The sequence below is a fragment of the Streptomyces virginiae genome, from assembly GCF_040638905.1.
In the GTDB taxonomy this organism is placed as follows: domain Bacteria; phylum Actinomycetota; class Actinomycetes; order Streptomycetales; family Streptomycetaceae; genus Streptomyces; species Streptomyces virginiae_B.
Genome location: NZ_JBEZYV010000016.1, coordinates 1 through 21,091 on the forward strand (window position 1 = coordinate 1; position 21,091 = coordinate 21,091).

Genomic DNA, 21,091 nt, shown 5'->3' on the forward strand with positions numbered 1-21,091 from the left:
CAACTCACCAACCCCGACTACTGGGTCCACCACCTGCGCCACACCGTCCGCTTCAACGACGCCGTCCAATACCTCCACCACCACAACGTCACCACGTACGTGGAACTCGGCCCGGACGGTGTGCTCAGCGCGATGGCCCGTACGATCCTGGGCTCCGGGGAGCCGGGGACCGGGCAGACGGCCGGGCAGCCGGCCACCGCCGCCCCGCTGCTGCGCGCGGGCCGCCCCGAGGGGCGGACCCTCGCGGCGGCGCTCGCGGAGGTCCACGTACGCGGCCGGGACGTCCGGTGGGACGGGTTCCTGCCCGGCGGCCGGGCCGTCGCCCTGCCGACGTACCCGTACCAGCGCGACAGCTACTGGCTGAGCGCTCCGGCGGCCCCCGTGGCGACGAAGCCGGCCGGCGGGCATCCGCTGCTGGACTCGGCGGTCGAACTCGCCGCCGACCAGGGGTGGTTGTTCACCGGCATCCTCGACGCCGAGGCGCAGCCGTGGCTCTCGGAGCACACCGTCCTTGGCCGGCCGCTGCTGCCCGGCGCGGCCGTCGCGGAGCTCGCCCTGTACGCCGCCCGGCGGACGGGAGCGGCTGAGGTCGCCGAGCTCACCCTCGAACAACCGCTGCCGCTCGACGGTCCCGTCGCCCTCCAGCTCATGGTGGGCTCGGCGGGTGACGACGGGACGCGTCCGCTCGCCCTGCACTCCCGGCCGCAGGGGACCCCGGACGCCGCCTGGGTGCGGCACGCCTCGGGTCTGCTGGCCGACGAGGTTTCCGCGGAGACCGGGGAGGACGCCGGGCTCGCCGTCCGGCCGCCGCAGGAGGCGACCGAGATCCCCGTCGACGGCCTCTACGCCCGCCTCGCCGAACGCGGCTACGCCTACGGCCCCACCTTCCAGGGCCTGCGCAGGGCCTGGAGCCACGGCACCGACCTCTACGCCGAGATCGCCCTCCCCGACACCGCCACCGGCGCCGACGGCTTCGCGCTCCACCCCGCCGCCCTCGACGCCGCCCTGCACACGGCCCTGGTCGGGCCCGGTGCCGGGGAGCGGCTGGTGGTGCCCTTCGCATGGAGCGCCCTGGCACTGCGGCCCACAGGGTCGGCGCGGCTGCGGGTCCGCCTGCGCCGGGGCCCGGGCGACGCCCATTCGCTGCTGATCGCGGACGAGAACGGCGTCCCGGTGTTCACGGCCGGCGGCCTCGCGGTACGGGAGCTGCAGGCGGACGCGGCGGTCGCCGCCGGTCCCGTCCACGGGGCCGGGCTGTTCGACCTGCACTGGTCCCCGCTGCGGGCGGCAGCGCCCGTGCCGGCCGGTCCGTGGGCCGTCCTCGGCGAGGACGGCGGAGCCGTCGTGGACGCCGTGCGCGCCGCCGGTGTGGCCGTCCGGGACTACCCGGGCCCGGCGGAGCTGCGGACGGCGGTCGACGGAGGGGCTCCGGTACCCACCGTGGTCCTGGCCGCCGTGCCGGCCGCTCACGCCGTACCGGGCACCGGCGGCCGGGCCGTGCTCGCGGTCCTCGAACTCGCCCAGGCCTGGCTGGCGGACGAGCGGTTCACGGACTCCCGGCTCGCCGTCCTCACGCGGGGAGCGGTCGCCGTCGCGGACACCGAACGCCCGGACCCGGCCCTGGCGGCGGTCTGGGGCCTGATCCGCTCGGCGCAGTCCGAGCAGCCCGGCCGCTTCGCCCTGCTCGACACCGACGGGCGGCCCGAGTCCGTACGCGCTCTCGCCCAGGCCCTGGCCCTCACCTCGGCGCAGCCGCAGCTCGCGCTGCGGGCCGGCCGGGCATCGGCGCCGGCCCTGCGCGCGCACCGGCCCGCCACCTCCGTCACGCCCGTCACTTCCGACGCGGACGCCCCGGCGGTCTTCGGAGCGGACGACCACGTCCTGGTCACCGGCGGTCTGGGCACCCTGGGCCGGCTGCTGGCCCGGCACCTGGTCAAGCAGCACGGGGTGGGACGGCTGCTGCTGACCGGCCGGCGCGGCGCCGCGACGCCGGGCGCGGAGGAGTTCACGGCCGAACTGGCTTCTCTGGGCGCCGAGGTGACCGTGGCCGCCTGCGACACCGGCGACCGGGCGGCGCTGGCCGCCCTGCTGGCCGCCGTACCCGCGGACCGGCCGCTGACCGCGGTCGTCCACGCGGCGGGCGTCACCGACGACTCGGTGCTGGCCGGGCTCACTGCGCAGCGGATGGAAGGGGTACTGCGGCCCAAGGCAGATGCCGCTCTCCACCTGCACGAGCTGACCCGGGACCTGGACCTGTCGGCGTTCGTCCTCTTCTCCTCGCTGGCGGGCACCCTGGGCTCGGCGGGCCAGGGCAACTACGCGGCCGCCAACGCCTCCCTGGACGCGCTGGCCCACCGGCGCCGTGCCGAAGGGCTGCCTGCCGTGTCCCTGGCCTGGGGGCTGTGGGCGCAGGAGAGCACACTGACCGGTGACCTGGGTGCGGCGGACCTGAAGCGGCTGGCCCGTTCCGGGATCGGGGCACTGTCCGCCGAGGACGGCCTGGCCCTGTTCGACGCGGCCGTCGCCTCCGGCGCCGCGGTCCTGACGGCGGCCCACCTCGACCTGCGGACGGCGGATCCGGACGCGGTCGGGTCCCTGCTGCGCGGGCTGGTCCCGGCCCGCCGCCGCGGAGGGTCCGCGCAGGCCGCGCCCCGGGACACCGCGGCGGGTCTGCGCGACCGGCTGGCCGGGGCGGCCCCGCGGGAGCACCACCACATCCTGCTCGGGACCGTACGGACCGAAGTGGCCGCCGTACTGGGCCACTCGGACGCGGACCGGGTGCCGGCGGACCGCCGGTTCCAGGACCTCGGCTTCGACTCCCTGACCGCGGTCGAGCTGCGCAACCGCCTGGCGGCCGCGACCGGCGTCAAACTGCCGCCGACGCTCGTCTTCGACCACCCGACGCCGGGCGCCCTGGCGCAACGGCTGCGGGCGGCGCTCGTACCCGGGGTCCCGGCGCAGGACTCCCCCGCGGAGGCCGCCGACGGCGCCGACGGCGCCGACGCGAACGGCGCAGACGCGACCGGGAACGAGAGCGCGCTGGACTCGATGAGCGCCGACGACCTGGTCCGCCTGGCCCTGGGCCACAGCTGAGGAAGACACCCCCGCCCGGGTCCGGACGCGTTCCGGACCCGGGCCCAGAGACCACACCCAGACCCAGACCCCGACGGGGAAGTACGGAGAGAACAGGATGGCTTCCACAACCCAGCAGCAGGTCGTCGAGGCGCTGCGGGCCGCGCTGAAGGAGAACGAGCGGCTCAAGGCCGACCACGCCCGCAGCACGGAACGCGAGCACGAGCCGGTCGCGATCGTGGGGATGGCCTGCCGCTACCCGGGTGGCGTCCGTTCCCCCCAGGACCTGTGGCGGCTGACCACCGACGAGGTGGACGCCGTCGGCCCGTTCCCCGCCGACCGGGGCTGGGACCTGGCGGAGCTGTACGACCCCGATCCGGACCGGCCGCACACCTCGTACGCGCGGGAGGGCGGGTTTCTGTACGGGGCCGCGCAGTTCGACGCGGAGTTCTTCGGGGTCTCGCCCCGCGAGGCGCACAGCATCGACCCGCAGCAGCGCCTGCTGCTGGAGACGGCATGGGAGGCCTTCGAGCACGCGGGCATCGACCCGGCCACCCTGCGCGGCAGCCGTACGGGCGTGTTCGTCGGCACCATGTACGCCGACTACATGAACCGGTTCTCCCCCGCCCCGGAGGAGTACGAGGGCTTCCTGAGCGTCGGCGGCGCCGGCAGCGTGGCCTCCGGGCGGCTGTCCTACACCTTCGGGCTGGAGGGCCCGGCCATCACCGTCGACACCGCCTGCTCCTCCTCCCTCGTCGCCCTGCACCTGGCGTGTGCCTCGCTGCGCAGCGGCGAGTCCTCGATGGCCCTGGTCGGCGGTGCCACGGTGATGGCGACGCCGATGCCGTTCGTGGAGTTCAGCCGGCAGCGCGGGCTCGCGCCCGACGGCCGCTGCAAGGCGTTCTCCGCGTCCGCGGACGGCACCGGCTGGGCCGAGGGCGCCGGTCTGCTGCTGGTCGAGCGGCTCTGCGACGCCCGCCGCAACGGGCACCCCGTGCTGGCGGTGGTCCGCGGATCGGCCGTCAACCAGGACGGCGCGAGCAACGGGCTGACCGCGCCCAGCGGCCCCGCGCAGGAGCAGCTCATCCGCCGGGCCCTGGCCGCCGCCGGGCTGGGCCCGGCCGATGTCGACGCGGTGGAGGCGCACGGCACGGGCACCTCGCTGGGCGACCCGATCGAGGCGCAGGCACTGCTGGCCACCTACGGCAGCGGGCGCCCCGCGGACCGGCCGCTGCACCTGGGCTCCCTGAAGTCGAACATCGGGCACACGCAGGCCGCCGCCGGGGTCGGCGGTGTCATCAAGATGGCGATGGCGCTGCGCGAGGGGGTGCTGCCGCGGACCCTGCACGTGGAGGAGGCCACTCCGCACGTGGACTGGTCGGGCGGCGCCGTCTCCCTGCTGACCGAGACGATCCCGTGGCCCGGGCAGGGCGAGAGGCCGCGCCGGGCCGCGGTGTCCTCCTTCGGGATCAGCGGTACCAACGCGCACGTCATCCTGGAGCAGGCACCCGAGCCCCAGGCGGCACCCGAGCCCCAGGCGGCGCCGGAGCCGGCCGCGGCCGTGCGCCCGGCCGCGGCGGCGCCCGTACCGGTCGTGCTGTCGGCGGCGGGCGAGCCCGCGCTGCGCGCGCAGGCCGACCGGCTGTACCAGCACCTGACCGAACCCGACGGCGACGGGCTCGCCGACATCGGCTTCTCCCTCGCCACCACCCGCGGGCACCTGCCGCACCGTGCGGTGCTGCTCCCCGAGAGCCGCGACGAACTGCTGGACGGGCTGCGGGCGCTGGCCGACGGCGTGCCCGGTGCGGACGTGGTCAGGGCGACCGCCGCCGAGGGCCGCACCGCGTTCCTCTTCGCGGGCCAGGGCTCCCAGCGGGCCCGGATGGGCCAGGAGCTGTACGAGGCGTTCCCGGTGTACGCGGCCGCGTTCGACGAGGTGTGCGCGGCCCTGGACCCGCATCTGGAGCGGCCGCTGCGGGACGTGGTCCTCGCGGCCGAGGACAGCCCCGAGGGAGCCCTGCTGCACCGGACCGGCTACACGCAGCCGGCGGTGTTCGCCTTCGAGGTAGCCCTCTTCCGGCTCCTGGAATCCTGGGGCGTCCGGCCCGACGCCGTCCTCGGGCACTCCGTCGGCGCGCTCGCGGCCGTGCACGCGGCCGGGGCCCTGTCGCTGGCGGACGCGGCCGAGCTGGCCGCCGTACGCGGGCGGATCATGCAGCGGCTGCCGTCGGGCGGGGCGATGGTGGCGCTGCGCGCCTCCGAGGCGGAGGCGGCGGCCCTGATCGCGGGCCACGAGGGGCTGATCTCCCTGGCGGCGGTGAACGGGCCGGCCGCCACCGTCCTGTCGGGCGCCCGCGCCGCCCTGGTGGGCGTGGTCGCGGACTTCGAGGCGGCCGGCGGGAAGGCCACCTGGCTGCGCGTCAGCCACGCCTTCCACTCTCCGCTGATGGAACCGGCCATGGAGGAGCTGCGGGCCGTCGTCGCGCGCCTGGCCTTCGCGGAACCGCAGCTGACCTTCGTCTCGGATCTGACCGGCCGCCCCGTGGGCGCGGACGCGCTCGCGGACCCGGAGTACTGGGTGCGGCACGCGCGGCACGCCGTCCGCTTCCAGGACGGCGTCGCCGCCCTCGCCGAGCTGGACTGCGCCCGCTTCGTGGAGGTGGGGCCGGGCACCGACCTCACCTCGATGGCCGCCGAGTGCCTGGAGGACGCGGGCCGCGGGCGCCCGGCGGGCCACACGCTGATCCCGTCGCTGCGACGGCGCCTGCCGGAGGTGGCCGCGCTGCTGACGGCGGTCTCCCGGCTGCACGCCTGCGGTGGTGACGTGGACTGGGCCGCCGTGTTCGCGGATCACGGGGCCCGCCGCGTTGACCTGCCCACGTACGCCTTCCAGCACCGCCCGTACTGGATCGACCAGCCGGCGGCGACCGGGGACGTACGGTCGGCCGGGCTGACCGCGGTCGGCCACCCGATGCTGAGCGCCTCGGCGGAACTGCCGGACACCGGCGGGCTGCTGCTGACCGGGCGGCTGTCCCTGGCGCGCCACCCGTGGCTGGGCGACCACCGGGTCGGCGACCGGGTGCTGCTGCCCGGCACCGGTCTGCTCGACCTGGTGGCGCGCGCCGCCCGGGAGGCGGGCTGCGAGCTGGTGGAGGAACTCGTCCTGGAGGCGCCGCTGGTCGTGCCGGAGGAGGGCGAGGTCCGGCTGCGGGTGTCCGTGGGCGCCCCCGACGCCACGGACGGCACGGGCCGCCGGGCGGTCGCCGTGCACTCCCGGCCCGAGGACGACGCCGACGGGCGGGGCTGGTCCCGCAACGCCCACGGCACGGTCCTGCCGGACGGCGCCGGGCAGGCGCCGGAGCCGTCCGCCGGGCACGGCGGAGAACCGGCCGGGGTGTGGCCGCCACGGGACGCCGAGCCGGTCCCCGGCCCGGTCGCGGACCTCTACTCCCTCCTCGGCGCCAAGGGCCTGGTCTACGGCCCGGTCTTCCGCGGGGTGCGCGCCGTCTGGCGGCGCGGGCAGGAGGTCTTCGCCGAGGTGGCGCTCCCCGCCGGGGCCGGACCGGCCCCGGACGGGTACGGCCTGCACCCGGCGCTCCTCGACGCGGCGCTGCACCCGATCGCGCTCGGCGGCCTGATCGATGGCGCCGACGGCCCCGAGGATGGCGGTGACGACGGGCGGACCTTCCTGCCGTACGCCTGGTCCCGCGTACGCACCCACGGCGGGACCGGGCGGGTGCTGAGGGTCCGGCTCGCGCCCGCCGGGGCGAACGCGGTGGGCATCGAGGTCGCGGACGCCTCGGGCCGGCCGGTCGCCTCGATCGGCTCGCTGGTGCTGCGTCCGCTCCCGGCGGGGGCCTTGGCCTCGGCGGCCGAGCCGGGCGACGGTCTGCTGCTGCCGACGTGGCAGGAGCTGCCCGAGCTGCCCCCCGCCCCCGCGACGCACCGCTGGACGCTGCTCGGCGCGTACGACCGCGAGCACGAACTGGGCCTCGGCGGGGCCCTGTCCGACACCGCCGCCCTGACCGAGGCGCTGGACGCGGGGGCGGAGGCCCCCGCGCTGCTCCTGCTGCCGTGCCCGCTTCCCGGGGGCGGCGCCGGCGCACCGGACACCGGGGCCGCGGCCGTGCGTACGGCCCTGCACGCCGTCCTCGACGCGGTCAAGCTGCTCGTCGCCGACGAGCGGCTGGCCGGCACCCGGCTGGCGGTCCTCACCCGGGGCGCCGTCACCCTGGGCGGCGAGCAGCTGCCCGGTGAGCTGTCCCACCGGGCCGTGTGGGGCCTGCTGCGCTCCGCGCAGGCCGAGCACCCCGACCGGTTCACGGTGCTCGATGAGGACGGCACCCCCGCCTCCCGCCGGGCCGTCGCGACGGCCCTGGCCACCGGCGAGCCGCAGCTCGCCCTGCGCGGCGGCGCCGCGTACCGTCCCTCGCTCACCGCGGAGGCCGCGGAGCCGCTGCTCACCGCGCCCGCCGACACCCCGCACTGGCACCTCGACTACGTGGCCAAGGGGACCTTCGCGAACCTGGCCCTGAAGCCCTGGCCGGAGGCGGCCGCCCCGTTGGAGGAGGGACAGGTGCGGGTCCGGATGCGGGTCGCCGGCCTGAACTTCCGCGACGTGCTGCTCTCCCTCGGGGTGATCCCGGCGTCCGTCGACGGGCACGCGGGCGGTTCGGGGCAGGGCGGAGAGGGCGCCGGCACGGTCCTCGAAGTGGGCCCCGGTGTCACCGACCTGAAGCCCGGCGACCGGGTGATGGGCCTGTTCTACGGCATCGGCCCGACGTCGGTCACCGACCGCCGGTTCGTGTCCCGGATCCCGGAGGGCTGGTCGTTCCGGCAGGCGGCCGCCGTTCCGGTCACCTATCTGACGGCCTACTACGGCCTGGTGGACCTGGCGGACCTGCGCGCGGGCGAGTCGGTGCTCGTGCACGCGGGCGCCGGCGGCGTCGGCACGGCCGCCCTCCAGATCGCCCGCCACCTGGGTGCCGAGGTGTACGCGACCGCGAGCCCCGCCAAGTGGCACGCCCTGCGCGGTGCCGGGGTCGCGGACGGGCACATCGCCTCCTCCCGCACCCTGGACTTCGAGCGGTCCTTCCTCGCCGCCACCGGGGGGCGGGGCGTCGACGTGGTGCTCAACTCGCTCGCCGGGGAGTTCGCGGACGCCTCGCTGCGGCTGCTGCCGCGCGGCGGACGGTTCCTGGAGATGGGCAAGACCGACCGGCGCGAGCCCGCCGACGTCGCGGCCGCGTATCCGGGGGTTACGTACCGCACGTACGACGTGCGCGACCCCGGGCCGGACCGGATCCAGGAGATCTTCGCCGAACTCCTTACCCTCTTCGAGCGGGGTGCGCTCCAGGCCCCGCCGGTGGCGGCCTGGGACCTGCGCCGGGCGCCGGACGCGTTCCGTCACCTGAGCGAGGCCCGGCACATCGGCAAGGTCGTCCTGGACCTGGCCGACGAGGACGAGCAGCGCTGGGACACCTCCCGGGCCGTCCTGATCACCGGCGGACTCGGCTGGCTGGGCCGGCTCGCCGCCCGCCACCTGGTGGCCGGGCACGGTATACGGCAGCTGGTCCTGATGGGCCGCGGACTGCCCGGGGAGGACGCCGCCCGGGACATCGCGGCACTGCGCGACCTGGGCGCGGACGTCCGTACGGTGGCCTGCGACGCGGCCGACCGGGACGCGCTGGCCGCCGCCCTGAGCGGGCTGGCCGGCGCCGGGGTCCGCGTCGGGGGGGTCGTACACGCGGCGGGCGTCCTGGACGACGGCCTGCTGACCTCGCTGACCGCCGCGAGCCTGGAGCGTACCCTGCGTCCGAAGGTGGACGCGGCGCTCAACCTGCACGAGCTCACCGAGCCGCTCGGACTCGACGCGTTCGTCGCCTTCTCCTCGCTGGCGGGCACGCTCAGCGCTCCGGGGCAGGCCGGGTACGCGGCCGGCAACGCCTTCCTCGACGGGCTGATGGAGCAGCGGCGTTCGGTGGGCCGGCCCGGGGTCTCCGTCGTGTGGGGCCTGTGGGAGGGGGCCGGCGGCATGGGCGCCGGGCTGACCGACGCGGACGTCGCCCGCATGGCGCGGGTGGGGGTGGCCCCGATCACCTCGGAGCGGGGGCTCGAACTGCTGGACGCCGCGGTGCGCCATGACCGGCCGGTGGCGGTGGCCGCGCGCTGGGACCTCGACGGGCTGCGGGCCGCGGCCGCGCAGGGCGCGGCGGTGCCGCCGCTGCTGCGGGGGCTGGTGCCGGACGAGGTGCCCGGGCCCGTGGCGGCGACGGGCACCGCACCGGCGCGGGTCCAGGCTGCGGCGCCGGCCGAGGGGGCTTCGCCGACCGGCGACCGGCTGCTGGACGCCGTGCTGCACGAGGTGGCCGCCGTGCTGGGGCACACCTCCGGCGCGGCGGTGGACCGGGACGGGGCCTTCGACCGACTGGGCTTCGACTCGCTCACCGCGGTGGAGTTGCGCAACCGGCTGGCCGCGGCGACGGGCGTCCGGCTGCCCGCCACGTTCATCTACGACTGGCCGACCCCGGCCGAGCTGGTCGTCCATCTGCGCGAGCAGCTCCCGCAGCCGGCCGCCGACCCGGTGCAGGCCCCGGCCCCGGCCTCCACCGTGGACGACGCCGGCGTCACCGTGGCGCTGCTCGCCGACATCGCCCGGCTGGAGGCGGCGGTGGCCGACCGGCCCTTGAGCGAGGCGCAGGGCGCCGTGGTGAGCGAGCGGCTGCGCGAGTTGCTGACCGAACTGGGTTCTATGAAGGAGGATCACTCCGCGTGGGCATGACCAACACTCCGACGGCCGCCCCGGTTTCACCGGCCGGGGCCGCCAGCCCGTCCCGGTGGCTGCGCGCCTACCACCCCCGCCCGGCGGCGGCCGCCCGCCTCGTGTGCTTCCCGCACGCGGGCGGGGCCGCGAACGCCTTCACGGCCCTGTCGGCCGCGCTGCCCGAGGACGTCGAGCTGTTCGCCGTCCAGTACCCCGGCCGCCAGGACCGGCGCGGCGAGCCCTGCGCGCAGGACCTGTCCGAGCTGGCCTCGGGTGCGGCGCAGGCCCTCGCCGGCCACGACGGCCGGCCGCTGTTCCTCCTGGGCCACAGCATGGGAGCGCTCGTGGCCTTCGAGACGGCCCGTCTGCTGGAGGAACGCGGCAGCGTGGCACGGCTGTTCGTGTCGGCGGCCCGGCCGCCGGCGCAGGACTGGCAGGAGCCCGACCTGGCGCTCGTCGGCGACGAGGAGCTGACCGCGGGGCTCCGGCGGCTCGGGGGCATCCCCGAACCGCTGCTGGCCGACCCGGAGGTCGCCGGCGAGATCCTGCGGCTGCTGCGCGCCGACCACCGGGCGCTGCTGCGCCACCGCTGTACGCCGGACACCCGGGTGGCGGCTCCCGTCACGGTGCTGCTGGCGTCGGCAGACCCGAAGAACTCCCTGGAGCAGATGGCCGACTGGGCGCGCCACACCGCGGGCGGGTACGAGATCACCGCACTGTCCGGCGGGCACTTCTCGCTCGTCGAACGGCCCGGGGAGAGCGCGCCGCCGCTCGCGCGGCGCATCCGCGAGGACCTCGCCCGGCCGGCGCCGTCCGGGGCGTCCGCGGCGCCGGATGCCGAGCCGCTCGCCGACCTGGTGCGGGAGCTCATGCTGGAGGGCCTCGCGGGCCGGACCCCGCGGCTGACGACCGACCTGACCGCCCTGGAGGCCGTGGCCGGCGAGGTGATGGCCCCGGAGGCCTTCGCGTACGTGTCGGGCACCGCCGGATCCGGGGCGACGGGCCGGGCCGGCCGTGCGGCCTTCGACCGCCGGCAGCTGGTACCGCGGATGCTGCGCGGTACGCGGCGTACCGACACCTCGGTGACGCTGTTCGGGCAGCGGCTGCCGGTGCCCGTCCTGCTGGCGCCGCTGGCCGCGCAGCAGGTGGCCCACCCCGAGGGGGAGTCGGCCACGACGCGGGCCGCGGCCGCCACCGGGGTCGCGATGGTGTTGTCGACCTTCGCCTCGCGCTCGCTGGAGGAGGTTGCGGAGGTCGCGGGAGGCCACCCGCGCTGGTTCCAGCTGTACCTGCCCTCGGACCGGGCGGTGGGCGAGTCCCTGGTGCGGCGCGCGGAGGCGAGCGGGTACGGGGCGATCGTCGTGACCGTCGACGCCACCCACCTCGGCTTCCGCCCGGCGGAACTCGACAGCGGGTACTCGCCGTTCCTGCGCGGGACCGGCATCGCCAACTTCACCGGCGATCCCGCCTTCCGGGCCGGGCTGCCGGCGGACGCGGACGCCACCGCGACCGTCCTGCGGTGGGCGCAGATCTCCACCGACCCCACTCTGACCTGGAAGGACCTGGCCTGGCTGCGCGGGCTGACCCGGCTGCCCCTGCTCGTGAAGGGCGTCCTGCACCCGGACGACGCCCGGCTGGCGCTGGAGCACGGCGCGGACGGCGTGGTCGTCTCCACGCACGGCGGCCGCCAGCTCGACGGGGGCGTGTCCTCGCTGGACGCCCTGCCGGCGGTGCGCGCGGCCGTCGGCCCGGACGTACCGGTGCTGATGGACTCCGGGATCCGGACCGGCAGTGACGTGGTCAAGGCGCTGGCCCTGGGCGCGGACGCCGTCCTGTACGGCCGTCCGTACGTGTACGGGCTCGCCCTCGACGGGGAGCGCGGCGTCGAGCACGTCCTGCGCTGCCTGCTCACCGACCTCGGGCTGGCCCTGGCCCTGACCGGCTGCGCGTCCCTGGCGGACGTCGGGCCGCACCTCCTCGCGAACGGAGATCGACGATGACACGAACCTACGGACCCGGCTCCGACCCGACGGGCTGGCTGCGCCAGTACCACCGGCCGCCGGCGCAGGGTCCCACGCTGGTCGTCTTCCCCCACGCGGGCGGCTCGGCGACGGGCTACTACACCCTGGCGCAGGCCCTGTCCGGCTGCGCCGAAGTACTCAACGTGCAGTATCCGGGCCGCCAGGACCGGCTCGGCGAGGCTTGCGTCGACGACATCGGGGAGATGGCGGACCGGGTCGTCGAGGCGCTGCTCCCCCGGGCGGCCCGCCCGCTGGTCCTGTTCGGGCACAGCCTGGGCTCCCTCGTCGCGTACGAGGTCGCGCTGCGGCTGGAGGGCCTGCACCCGGACCGTGCGCCGATCGGCGTGATCGTCTCGGGTCGGCCGGCGGCGGCGATCCACCTCAGCCGCGGCCTGTCCCGGCTGGCGGACGAGGACCTCGCCTCGTCGATCTCGGACCTGTCCGGCACCCCGCCGGAGCTGCTGGCCGACAAGGACCTGATGTCCGCCGTACTCCCCTCCCTGCGAGCGGACTTCAAGGCGGCGGAGAGCTACCGGGGCGCGGCGGGCACCCGAGTCTCCTGCCCCCTGTACGCCTACTCGGGGGCGCAGGACCACAACGTGCCGCGCGAGGGCCTGCTGCGGTGGAGCGAGCACACGTCGTCGGAGTTCACGGTCCGCTTCTTCGAGGGCGGCCACTTCTACCTCCAGTCCCAGGAACCGGAAGTGGCCCGCGCCCTCGCCTCCGACCTCCGCACCCTCGCCACCACCGCGCTCCCCGGCCGAGATCCGGTCCCTGCCGGCGGTGGTCGCCCGTGCTGACGCCGCATCTCGGGCAGGAGATCGCTTGAGGGCTCGGGGGACGTGTACAGACCGCAGAACCCCCGACCCGGGTTCGGACGGCCTCGTCACATCTGCCGTCGTACCGGTCACTAGGCTGCCGGGATGACCACGCAGTCGCCCCCTCCACTGACCCTGGAAACCGCCAGGGACCTGCAGCGCATGCTCGGGGCCGAGATCGGGCCGGGCCTCAGCGAGCGCGAACTCGACGCGGTCGAGGCACGGTTCGGCTTCACCTTCTCCGCGGACCACAGGGTCTTCCTCGCCGCCGGGCTCCCCCACGGGTCACGCAGCTGGCCGGACTGGCGCAACGGCAACCCCGAGGACCTGGCCGGGCGGCTCTCCCGGCCGGTCGAGGGTGTGCTCTTCGACGTCGAGCACAACCGGTTCTGGCACCCTGCCTGGAGCCCGAGGCCCGCACGGACATCCGACGCGCTGCAGGTCGCACGGTCCGAGTTGGCGACCGTACCGCAGCTGGTGCCCCTCTACAGCCACCGCTACCTGCCCGGCACGGCAGGCGAATCCGGGCACCCCGTGCTGTCCGTCCACCAGAGCGACATCATTTTCTACGGGAACGACCTCTCCGACTACGTGCGGCACGAGTTCACCGGCCGGGCGAGCACTCTCCCGGCCCGCGCGACCGTCGGTTTCTGGTCGTACTTCGTCAATGGCAGTCCCGGCACCGACGTCACCGCGCCCACGCCGCACACCCCTTGTGCCGTGAGCGCGCAGGAGGCGGTCGAGTGCCTGCGGATGCTGGCCCTGGAGCGCCTGATCGGCCGTCAGCACCACCCGCACCAGCTGATCGAAGCAGGGCTCACGGCGCTGGTTCTCGGCGTCGAGACGGAGTCGCTCCCGCTGCTCGCCGGCCTGTGCCGCACCGATCACGAGAGCGCAGAGGGGCTCTTCGACCAGGTACTGGCCGAACTCGGTCTGCCCGAGACTCTCCCCGGCGATGACACCGATGTCCCCTGGCAGGCGGCACGCTGGGAGCTGGTGCGCTGGTGGCTCCGGCTGATCGTGAACGGGAGCCTGGCTCCCGGAGCCGGCGGTGACGTGATCACGTACGAGGGCTGGGGCGCATTGGCCCGGCCCCGTTGTCTGCAGCCGCTTGTCGACACGGTCGATGCGTACAACGCATGGGACGCGGTCCAGGACAGAACACGCGAGCAAGCGATCGTCACGGAGGCCGAACGGCTGCTCGCCGGTCCCTGGCCACCGCCGGAGTGATCTACGGCGCACGAAAGGCGGCGCCACCGGTTCGGCCGGTGGCGCCGCCTTTCGCGGTGGGTCCGCTCCGCGCGAGGGGAACGTCAGGTGCGGGACTCCGGGGTGAGGCGGACCTTCAGGGTGGCGTGGCCGTTGGCGAAGTTGGAGAAGAGGCGGGTGGGCGGGGCGAGGAGTTCGATGCCGGACACCCGGGTGCGCAGCGACTCCAGCATGGAGATCATGTGGACGCGGCCCAGGTACGCGCCGAGGCAGAAGTGCGGTCCGTGGCCGAAGCTCACGTGCTTGTTGGGGGTGCGGCCCAGGTCGAAGGTGTAGGGGTCGCTGAAGGCGTCCTCGTCGAAGTTGGCCGAGCTGTTCCACAGTGTGACGATCTCGCCGGCCTTGACGACGTGGCCGCGGATGGGGATGTCCACCAGGGCGTGCCGGCCGAAGTGCATCGTCGGGGTGGTCCAGCGCATGACCTCCTCGGTGGCGCTCTCCAGGGTGACCTCCGCGTTCTTCAGCCGGCGCCACTGGTCCCCGTACTGGCTGAAGGCGTGGACGATCCCGGAAGCGGTGGCCCGGCTGGACTCGTCACCGCCCAGGATCAGGCTGTACGCGTTGTAGATGATCTCCTCTTCGGTGAGGGGCTCGCCGTCGATCGTGGCCGTGGCCAGCGTGCTGAGGACGTCCTCGCCGGGGTTGCGGCGGCGCTCGGCCATCAGGCCGGAGATGTAGAGGATGATCTCGTTGCGCGCCATCAGCGAGACCTCCTCTCCGTCGTCGGCGCTGTACCGGGACAGAGTCTGGGCGTTCCAGTCCACGAGCTGTTCACGGTCGCCGGCGGGGATGCCCATCAGGTCGCCGATGGTGTGGATGGGGATCCGGTCGGCGACGGCGGTGACGAAGTCGACCTCGCCCTCCTCGACGGCCTCCGAGATCAGCCGGTCGGTGAGCTGCTGGACGTTCTCGACGACCGGGGCCAGGACCCGCGGCGAGAACGACTTCATCATCAGGTTGCGGATCTCGCGGTGGCGCGGGCCGTCGGTGACGGCGAGCATCTTGCCCGCCGCGGAGTCCTCGCCCAGCAGGAGGGTGCTGAGGACGTTGCCGCGCTCGGAGGTGTACCGCTTGTTGTCGCGGTAGGCCGCCATGATGTCGTCGTACTTGGTGAGGACCCAGAAGCCGGGCCTGCCGTCCCTGGGGGCGTGCCAGAAGACGGGGTTGTGCGCGCGGAACGGCCGCCACATCTCGTGCGGGTCGTTGTCGTCGAACGTCTGGGGGTCGGTGAGGTCGAAGGCTGCCGGGTCGGCCGCTTCGGCCGGGGCGGCAGGCGCGGCGGCCTGCAGGGTGGGGGCGGTCATGGTGCTTCTCCTCCGAAAAACCGCGGCCCCGGAGCGGGGCCGCGGCAGGGTCAGGCCTCAGGCGGCTTCCGCCGCGACGGCGGTGGTGGCGAGTTCGGCGATCGTCTGCTTGCGGAAGACGTCCTTCGCGGAGATCACCAGGCCGGCCTTCTTCGCCCGGGCGACCACCCTGATGCCGAGGATGGAGTCGCCGCCGAGCTCGTAGAAGTTGTCGGTGACCCCCACGGCGGGGACGCCGAGGACGTCGGACCAGATCTGGGCGAGCAGCCGCTCGGTGCCGGTACGGGGTGCCCCGGCCCCGGCGGGGGCGGCGGCGTGCTCCGGGGCGGGCAGGGCCTTGCGGTCGACCTTGCCGCTCGGGGTGAGCGGGAACTGCTCCAGGCACACCACGGCGGACGGCACCATGTGGACGGGCAGCCGGGCCGAGACGAACTCCCGCAGCTGTGCCGGCTGCGGGCGGCGTCCGGTCGCGCCGGGGGTCACGTAGCCGACGAGGCGCTTGTGCTCGCCGTCGGCCAGGGCCACGACGAGGGCCACGCCGACATCGGGATGCTGCTGGAGGACGAGTTCGATCTCCCCGGGCTCGATGCGGTAGCCGCGCACCTTGACCTGGTGGTCGGCCCGTCCGACGTACTCGATGACGCCTGCGCTGGTCCAGCGCACGAGGTCCCCGGTCCGGTACATCCGGTGGTCGGGGGCTTCGCCGAGCGGGTTCTCCAGGAAGCGGTCGGCGGTCAGTCCGGGCCGGTTGAGGTAGCCCCGGGCCACTCCGGGGCCCGCGATGAACAGCTCGCCCGCCACCCCGATCGGCACCGGCCGGAGCCGGTCGTCGAGGACGTAGGCGGTGGTGTTCGCGACGGCCCGGCCGATCGGGACGGGCATGTGCTCGTCGGCCTCGCGAATGAGGTGCCAGGTGCCGAGGACGGCGGTCTCGGTCGGCCCGTAGAGGTTCACCAGCCGCTGCGGCGGGGCGGCCGCCAGGACCTCGGCCACCCGTACCGAATTGGCCGCCTCGCCGCCGAAGAGCACGTGGCGCAGCGCGCCGAAGGCGCAGGGGTCGGCGGCGACGATCTGGTTGAACACGGCGGTGGTCACGAACAGGGTGGTGACGCCGTGCCGGCGCAGCGCGGCGGTGAGCTCGGCCGGGTCGAGGAGGGTGTCCTTGTCGATGACGGCCATCCGGCCGCCGGCGAGCAGCGGTCCCCAGATCTCCAACGTGGCCGCGTCGAAGGTGACGTCGGAGCCCTGGGCCATGACGTCGTCGGGGCCGAGCCGGACCCAGTCGGCGTTGCAGAAGAGCCGGACGACCGAACGGTGACCGATCACGGCCCCCTTGGGCGTGCCCGTCGAGCCGGACGTGTACATGATGTAGGCGGGATCGTCGGCGGTGACGGCGACGGCCGGCGTCTGGGCCGGCTGGGCGGCGAGGGCCTCGTCCTGCTCGTCGAGGCAGATCATCCGGGTGCCGGCGGACGGCAGTCTGCCGGTCAGCCAGGACTCGGTGAGGCAGAGCGGCACCCCGGCGTCGGAGAGCATGAAGCCGAGCCGGTCCTGCGGGTAGTCGGGGTTGAGCGGCAGGTAGGCGCAGCCGGCCTTGAGGACGGCGAGCAGGGCGGTGATGAGCTCGGGGCCGCGGGGCAGGCAGACGGCGATGAAGGTGCCGGGCCGGACGCCGTCGGCGACGAGCAGGTTGGCCAGGCGGCCCGCGCGGGCGTCCAGTTCCGCGTAGGTCAGGGTCTCCAGGCCGGCGGTGACGGCGACCGCGTCGGGACGCAGGCGCGCCTGCTCGGCGACGAGTTCGTGCACGCAGCTCTCGGCCGGGAAGTCGGCGCGGTTGACGGCCCACTCGGTGGTGAGCAGGCGCAGTTCCTCCTCGTCGGCGAGGGGGAGTTCCCCGACGGACCGCGCGGGGTCGGCGGCGGCGGCGTCGAGCAGGACCGACAGGTGGCGGGCCAGCACCTCAACGGTGACCGGGTCGAAGAGCGCGGCATCGTACTCCAGTACGCCGGCCAGGTCGCCGGAGCCGGTCTCGGTGAACTCCACGGTGATGTCGTGGGCGGCGGGTACGCCGGGCGGCTGGACGGTGCGCACGGCCAGCGCGGGGCTCTGCGCCGGTTCGGCGGCCTCGCCTGCCCCGCGGAGCGCCACCATCACCTGCACGTCGGGAGTGTCTCCGGCGTCCTTGCCCTCGCCGAGGGCGGCGCGCACCCGCTCGAAGGGGACGTCCTGGTGGGCGTGGGCCTCTGCGAGCGCGGCGCAGGCCCCCGCGAGCACCTCGGTGAACGGTGCGTCGGGGCGTATGAGGCCGCGGACCAGGAGGGGGTTGTCGAACGCGCCGACCAGGCCGTGGAGCACGGGCCGGGGGCGGCCGGCTGCCAGGGTGCCCAGTGCCAGGTCCTCCTGGCCGGTGTGCCGGGAGAACAGCACCTGGCAGGCGGCGAACAGGCCCGCGAACAGGGTGCCGCCGTGGGCGCGGGCCGCTTCGGCGAGCCCGTGCGCGGCCCTGACCGGTACGCGGAAGCCGTGGCGGGCGGCCGCTGCACCGCGCGCCCGGGTCCGGGGCCGGTCGGTGGGCAGCCGCAGTGCGGGCAGGCCGGCCAGCCGGCCGCGCCAGTGGTCCAGCTGTGCGGCGAGCTCGGCGTCGGTGACGCGGGCGCGCTGCTCGGCGGCGTACTGCGCGTACCGGACGGGCAGTTCGGGGAGCCGGGCGGTCCGCCCGGTGACGGCGGCGGCGTACAGCTCGGGAAGCTCGGCGGTGATGATCGTGCGGGAGCGGGTGTCGGCGGCGATGCGGTGGACAGTCAGCACCAGCACGTGCTCGTCGGCGCCGAGACGGATCAGGAGCGAGCGCAGCAGCGGACCGGAGGCGAGGTCGTGGGGGCGGGCGGCCAGTTCCGTGACGCGGGCTTCGAGCCCGTCACTCGCCGCGCCGGGCGCCGTGAGGTCGGCGTACTCCAGCTCGACGGGGCCCGCCGGCCAGACACGCGCGCCGGACGTGCCGCCGGTGCCGGCCGCGGTGCCGCTCCCCGTGAACGTCGTGCGCAGCGGCTCGTGCCGGGCGACCAGGCCCCGCAGGGCGCAGGTGAGCGCGACCCGGTCCAGCGTGCCGGTCAGCCGGAGGGCGACGACCGGGTGGTGGCCGTACACCCCCTCCTGCCCGGCGCGGTGCCCGGAGCGGATGAGCTCCTGCCCGAAGGTGAGCGGCGTCCGGTCGTCGCCGGCCGTCCCGACGGCCCTCCCGTCGGTCGTCCCGTCGGTCATCCGTTCAGTCCTTTCATTTCCATCTCTTCCATCAGGTCGAGCAGTTCGGGGGTGACGAACTCGTCGATCGGGCAGACACCGGAGAGCGTCGAGAAGTACCGGTCGGTCAGGTCGCTGCTGGTGGCGATGGCCCGCAGCAGTTCGACGTGGTGCGGCGGCGGGTCGAGGCGGGCCGTCTTCAAGGTGGCGTGGTATTCGGGCATGAGGGCCTCCAGCCGGCGTTCGGCGAAAGCGTGCAGCGCCGCACGCAGCCGGTCGGGGTCGTGGAGGCCGTCCCCGATGCAGTCCGCGAGCAGCTGGGCCTGGAAGAAGCCGTCGGTGATGCCGCGGGCGGTGATCGAGTCCTTGTGGTGGCCGGCGTCCCCGATGAGCGCCCATCCGGGCCCTGCGGCCTGCCGGAAGAAGTTGCGCTGGTCGCCGGTGCCGTAGACGCGTTCGAGGCGGGCGCCCGCGGCCATCTCCTCGCGCAGCTCGGGGGCCGTCTTCTCGACGTTCGTGAGCAGCGCGTTCAGGGCGTCGCCGCGCACGCTCCTGAACTGCTCCTGCGGGAAGTAGCCGGCGACGAGCGTGGCGCCGTCGTTGGTGGGGACGGTGCCGACCCAGTGGCCGGGGGTGTCGAACAGCCGGAAGCCGGGCCGCAGGCCCGACCAGTACGAGTAGTAGGCGCAGGTCGAGGTGGGGTCCTCGGCGATCATCGGGGCGCCGGCCTTGGCCGCCACGGTCGAGCGCATGCCGTCGGCGCCGATGACGAGGGTGGCCCGCTCCACCGCCCCGCCCGCGGCGGCACCGAGCCGGACGCCGACGACGCGGTCACCGTCGAAGACGAGATCGCTCACCGCGCAGTTCTCACGGAACTCCACGCCCGCGTCGACGGCGCCCCGCGCGAGGATCGGGTCGAGCAGGTAGCGGCGCGGCGCGTAGGCGGCGCGCTGCCCGTCGGCCGCCCAGGAGCACCCTTCGAGGCGGATGTCGCCGTGGGTGTAGCGGACGTGGTCGAGGGCGGGGGCGCCGGTGTCCCGCACCGCGGGCAACAGGCCCCACCGGGCGAGGGCGGCGACGCCGGGCTGGTGGATGTAGAGCGTGGAGAGGGTGTCCTTGGGGAAGGTCCCCCGCTCCACCATGAGCACCCGGTAGCCGGCGCGCGCGAGCAGCATCGCGGCCGGAGCCCCGGCGCAGCGCGCGCCGACCACAATCACGTCGTAGTGGGTCAAGAGATGCTCCTTGTCCTGCGCCGGCTCCGGTGGCCGGTGTCGTCGTGCCCAGTGGAGACGGCCCGTGCGGCATGCGCCGACGCGCCGGCCGGCGCATGCCTCACGGGGTCGTGCGGGGTGGGGGGTGCCGGACGAGGCCCTAGCCGACCCGGATCGGGAGCCGCCAGACCCCGGTGAACTCCGGGGACGTGAGGAAGGTCGGCTTGTCGTCCGGGTCCACCCGCAGCTTCGGGAAGCGGTCGAACAGGATGTTCATGGCCACCCGGCCCTCCAGCCGTGCGAGAGGGGCGCCGAGGCAGAAGTGGATGCCCCGGCCGAACCCGATCTGCGGGTTGGGGGTGCGGGCCGGGTCGAAGACGTCCGGGTCCTCGAAGACCCGGGCGTCGCGGTTGGCGGCCGAGAACCAGACCTCCAGCACATCGCCCTCGGGCACCTTCACGCCGGCGATCTCCACGTCGCGCGTGGTGACCCGGTAGCCCGCGGCCAGCGGGCTCAGGTAGCGCAGGGACTCCTCCAGCAGGGTCGGCACCAGCGACCGGTCCTTGCGTACCCGTTCGTCGACGTCGGGGAAGGCGTCCAGGCACAGGACGGTGTTGCCCAGCAGCATGGTGGTGGTGATGTGGCCGGCCGAGATCAGCAGGTTGGCGAAGTTGACGATCTGCCGGTCGGTGAGCCGTTCGCCGTCGACCTCCGCCTCGACGAGCCGGGACAGCAGGTCGTCCTGCGGCCGGGCGCGCCGGGCGGTGACCAGTTCGAGGATGTAGAAGCCCATCGCCATGGCCGCTTCGGCCTGGGTGTCGAGGGACTCCTCCTGCGCCTTGTCGCCCTGGTGCGTGGTGAGCTGGGTGCTCGCCATGAGCGACTGGTCGGCCCATTCCTTGAGCAGTTCGCGGTCCTCGCGGGGGATGCCGAGCATGTCGCAGATGACGATCACGGGCAGCGGGTAGGCGAGGGCCTCGGCGAGGTCGAAGGTGTCCCCCTCGATCCGGTCGAGCAGTTCGTGGGTGAGGGCGGCGATGCGCGATTCGAGTTCGGCGACCATCTTCAGGGTGAAGGTGCGCCCGACCAGCTTGCGCAGCTTCTGGTGCTCCGGCGGGTCGGCCTGGGTGAGGTTGCCGTCGAAGGCGACGGCCGCCTGTTCCGGGCTGACGTAGCGCGCGGCGACCTCGGAGGAGTACGTCGCGGGGTCGCTGAGGATCTCCAGCGTCTCCGGGTAGCCGTAGACGTGCCACATCCCGACCTCGGCGTCGTACTCGACGGGCGCCTGGGGCTGGATGCCGCGCAGCCAGAAGTGCCGTGGATGCATCTCCCACTTGTCGAGGGGGCTGCTCGCGGGGGTCATCGGGGGTCTCCTTCGGTGGCCCGGTCACGG

Annotated in this window: 9 protein-coding genes; 5 read left to right on the plus strand and 4 right to left on the minus strand. The window is 74.9% G+C overall.

Translation table 11 applies throughout. From position 1 onward, the window contains the following. The 5 genes from AB0F82_RS22210 to AB0F82_RS22230 form a co-directional block, all read left to right on the plus strand. Positions 1-3,093: type I polyketide synthase (locus AB0F82_RS22210; RefSeq protein ID WP_362630417.1), on the plus strand; the 3,093-nt coding region annotated here is incomplete at its 5' end. A gap of 133 nt (positions 3,094-3,226) precedes the next feature. Next, on the plus strand, positions 3,227-9,853 hold the full coding sequence (locus tag AB0F82_RS22215) for a type I polyketide synthase (RefSeq protein ID WP_436842134.1): 6,627 nt from the start codon (positions 3,227-3,229) through the stop codon (positions 9,851-9,853). Next, positions 9,850-11,835 (plus strand): alpha/beta fold hydrolase, encoded by a 1,986-nt coding sequence (locus tag AB0F82_RS22220; protein WP_362630423.1) that lies wholly within the window; start codon positions 9,850-9,852, stop codon positions 11,833-11,835. Before AB0F82_RS22215 ends, AB0F82_RS22220 begins: the two co-directional genes overlap by 4 nt. Continuing rightward, positions 11,832-12,656 carry a thioesterase II family protein gene (locus AB0F82_RS22225; RefSeq protein WP_362630426.1) on the plus strand — a complete coding sequence of 275 codons (825 nt, stop codon included), beginning with the start codon at positions 11,832-11,834 and terminating at the stop codon, positions 12,654-12,656. The genes AB0F82_RS22220 and AB0F82_RS22225 overlap by 4 nt, the downstream gene beginning before the upstream one ends. A 123-nt stretch (positions 12,657-12,779) precedes the next feature. After that, positions 12,780-13,904 (plus strand): hypothetical protein, encoded by a 1,125-nt coding sequence (locus AB0F82_RS22230; protein ID WP_362630428.1) that lies wholly within the window; start codon positions 12,780-12,782, stop codon positions 13,902-13,904. An 83-nt stretch (positions 13,905-13,987) separates the two neighbouring features. On the opposite strand, the gene AB0F82_RS22235 is transcribed toward AB0F82_RS22230, so the two are convergent. The 4 genes from AB0F82_RS22235 to AB0F82_RS22250 all read right to left on the minus strand — a co-directional run bounded on the left by AB0F82_RS22235 (position 13,988) and on the right by AB0F82_RS22250 (position 21,061). Then, entirely contained in the window at positions 13,988-15,247 is a 1,260-nt protein-coding gene (locus AB0F82_RS22235; RefSeq protein WP_362630431.1) for a cytochrome P450, read from the minus strand. A gap of 57 nt (positions 15,248-15,304) precedes the next feature. After that, a complete protein-coding gene (locus AB0F82_RS22240) occupies positions 15,305-18,508 on the minus strand; it encodes a non-ribosomal peptide synthetase (protein ID WP_362630434.1) in 3,204 nt (1,067 codons plus the stop codon). Further along, entirely contained in the window at positions 18,505-19,719 is a 1,215-nt protein-coding gene (locus AB0F82_RS22245; RefSeq protein WP_362630437.1) for an NAD(P)/FAD-dependent oxidoreductase, read from the minus strand. Before AB0F82_RS22245 ends, AB0F82_RS22240 begins: the two co-directional genes overlap by 4 nt. A 139-nt stretch (positions 19,720-19,858) precedes the next feature. Beyond that, positions 19,859-21,061 (minus strand): cytochrome P450, encoded by a 1,203-nt coding sequence (locus tag AB0F82_RS22250; protein ID WP_362630440.1) that lies wholly within the window; start codon positions 21,059-21,061, stop codon positions 19,859-19,861. Positions 21,062-21,091: the final 30 nt, after the last annotated feature.

Bases quoted from the DNA above. Each gene is read 5' to 3' on its own strand.
- AB0F82_RS22225 (WP_362630426.1), top strand. From the start codon at position 11,832: ATGACACGAACCTACGGACCCGGCTCCGACCCGACGGGCTGGCTGCGC.
- AB0F82_RS22230 (WP_362630428.1), top strand. From the start codon at position 12,780: ATGACCACGCAGTCGCCCCCTCCACTGACCCTGGAAACCGCCAGGGAC.
- AB0F82_RS22240 (WP_362630434.1), bottom strand. From the start codon at position 18,508: ATGACCGACGGGACGACCGACGGGAGGGCCGTCGGGACGGCCGGCGAC.
- AB0F82_RS22220 (WP_362630423.1), top strand. From the start codon at position 9,850: ATGACCAACACTCCGACGGCCGCCCCGGTTTCACCGGCCGGGGCCGCC.
- AB0F82_RS22235 (WP_362630431.1), bottom strand. From the start codon at position 15,247: ATGACCGCCCCCACCCTGCAGGCCGCCGCGCCTGCCGCCCCGGCCGAA.
- AB0F82_RS22250 (WP_362630440.1), bottom strand. From the start codon at position 21,061: ATGACCCCCGCGAGCAGCCCCCTCGACAAGTGGGAGATGCATCCACGG.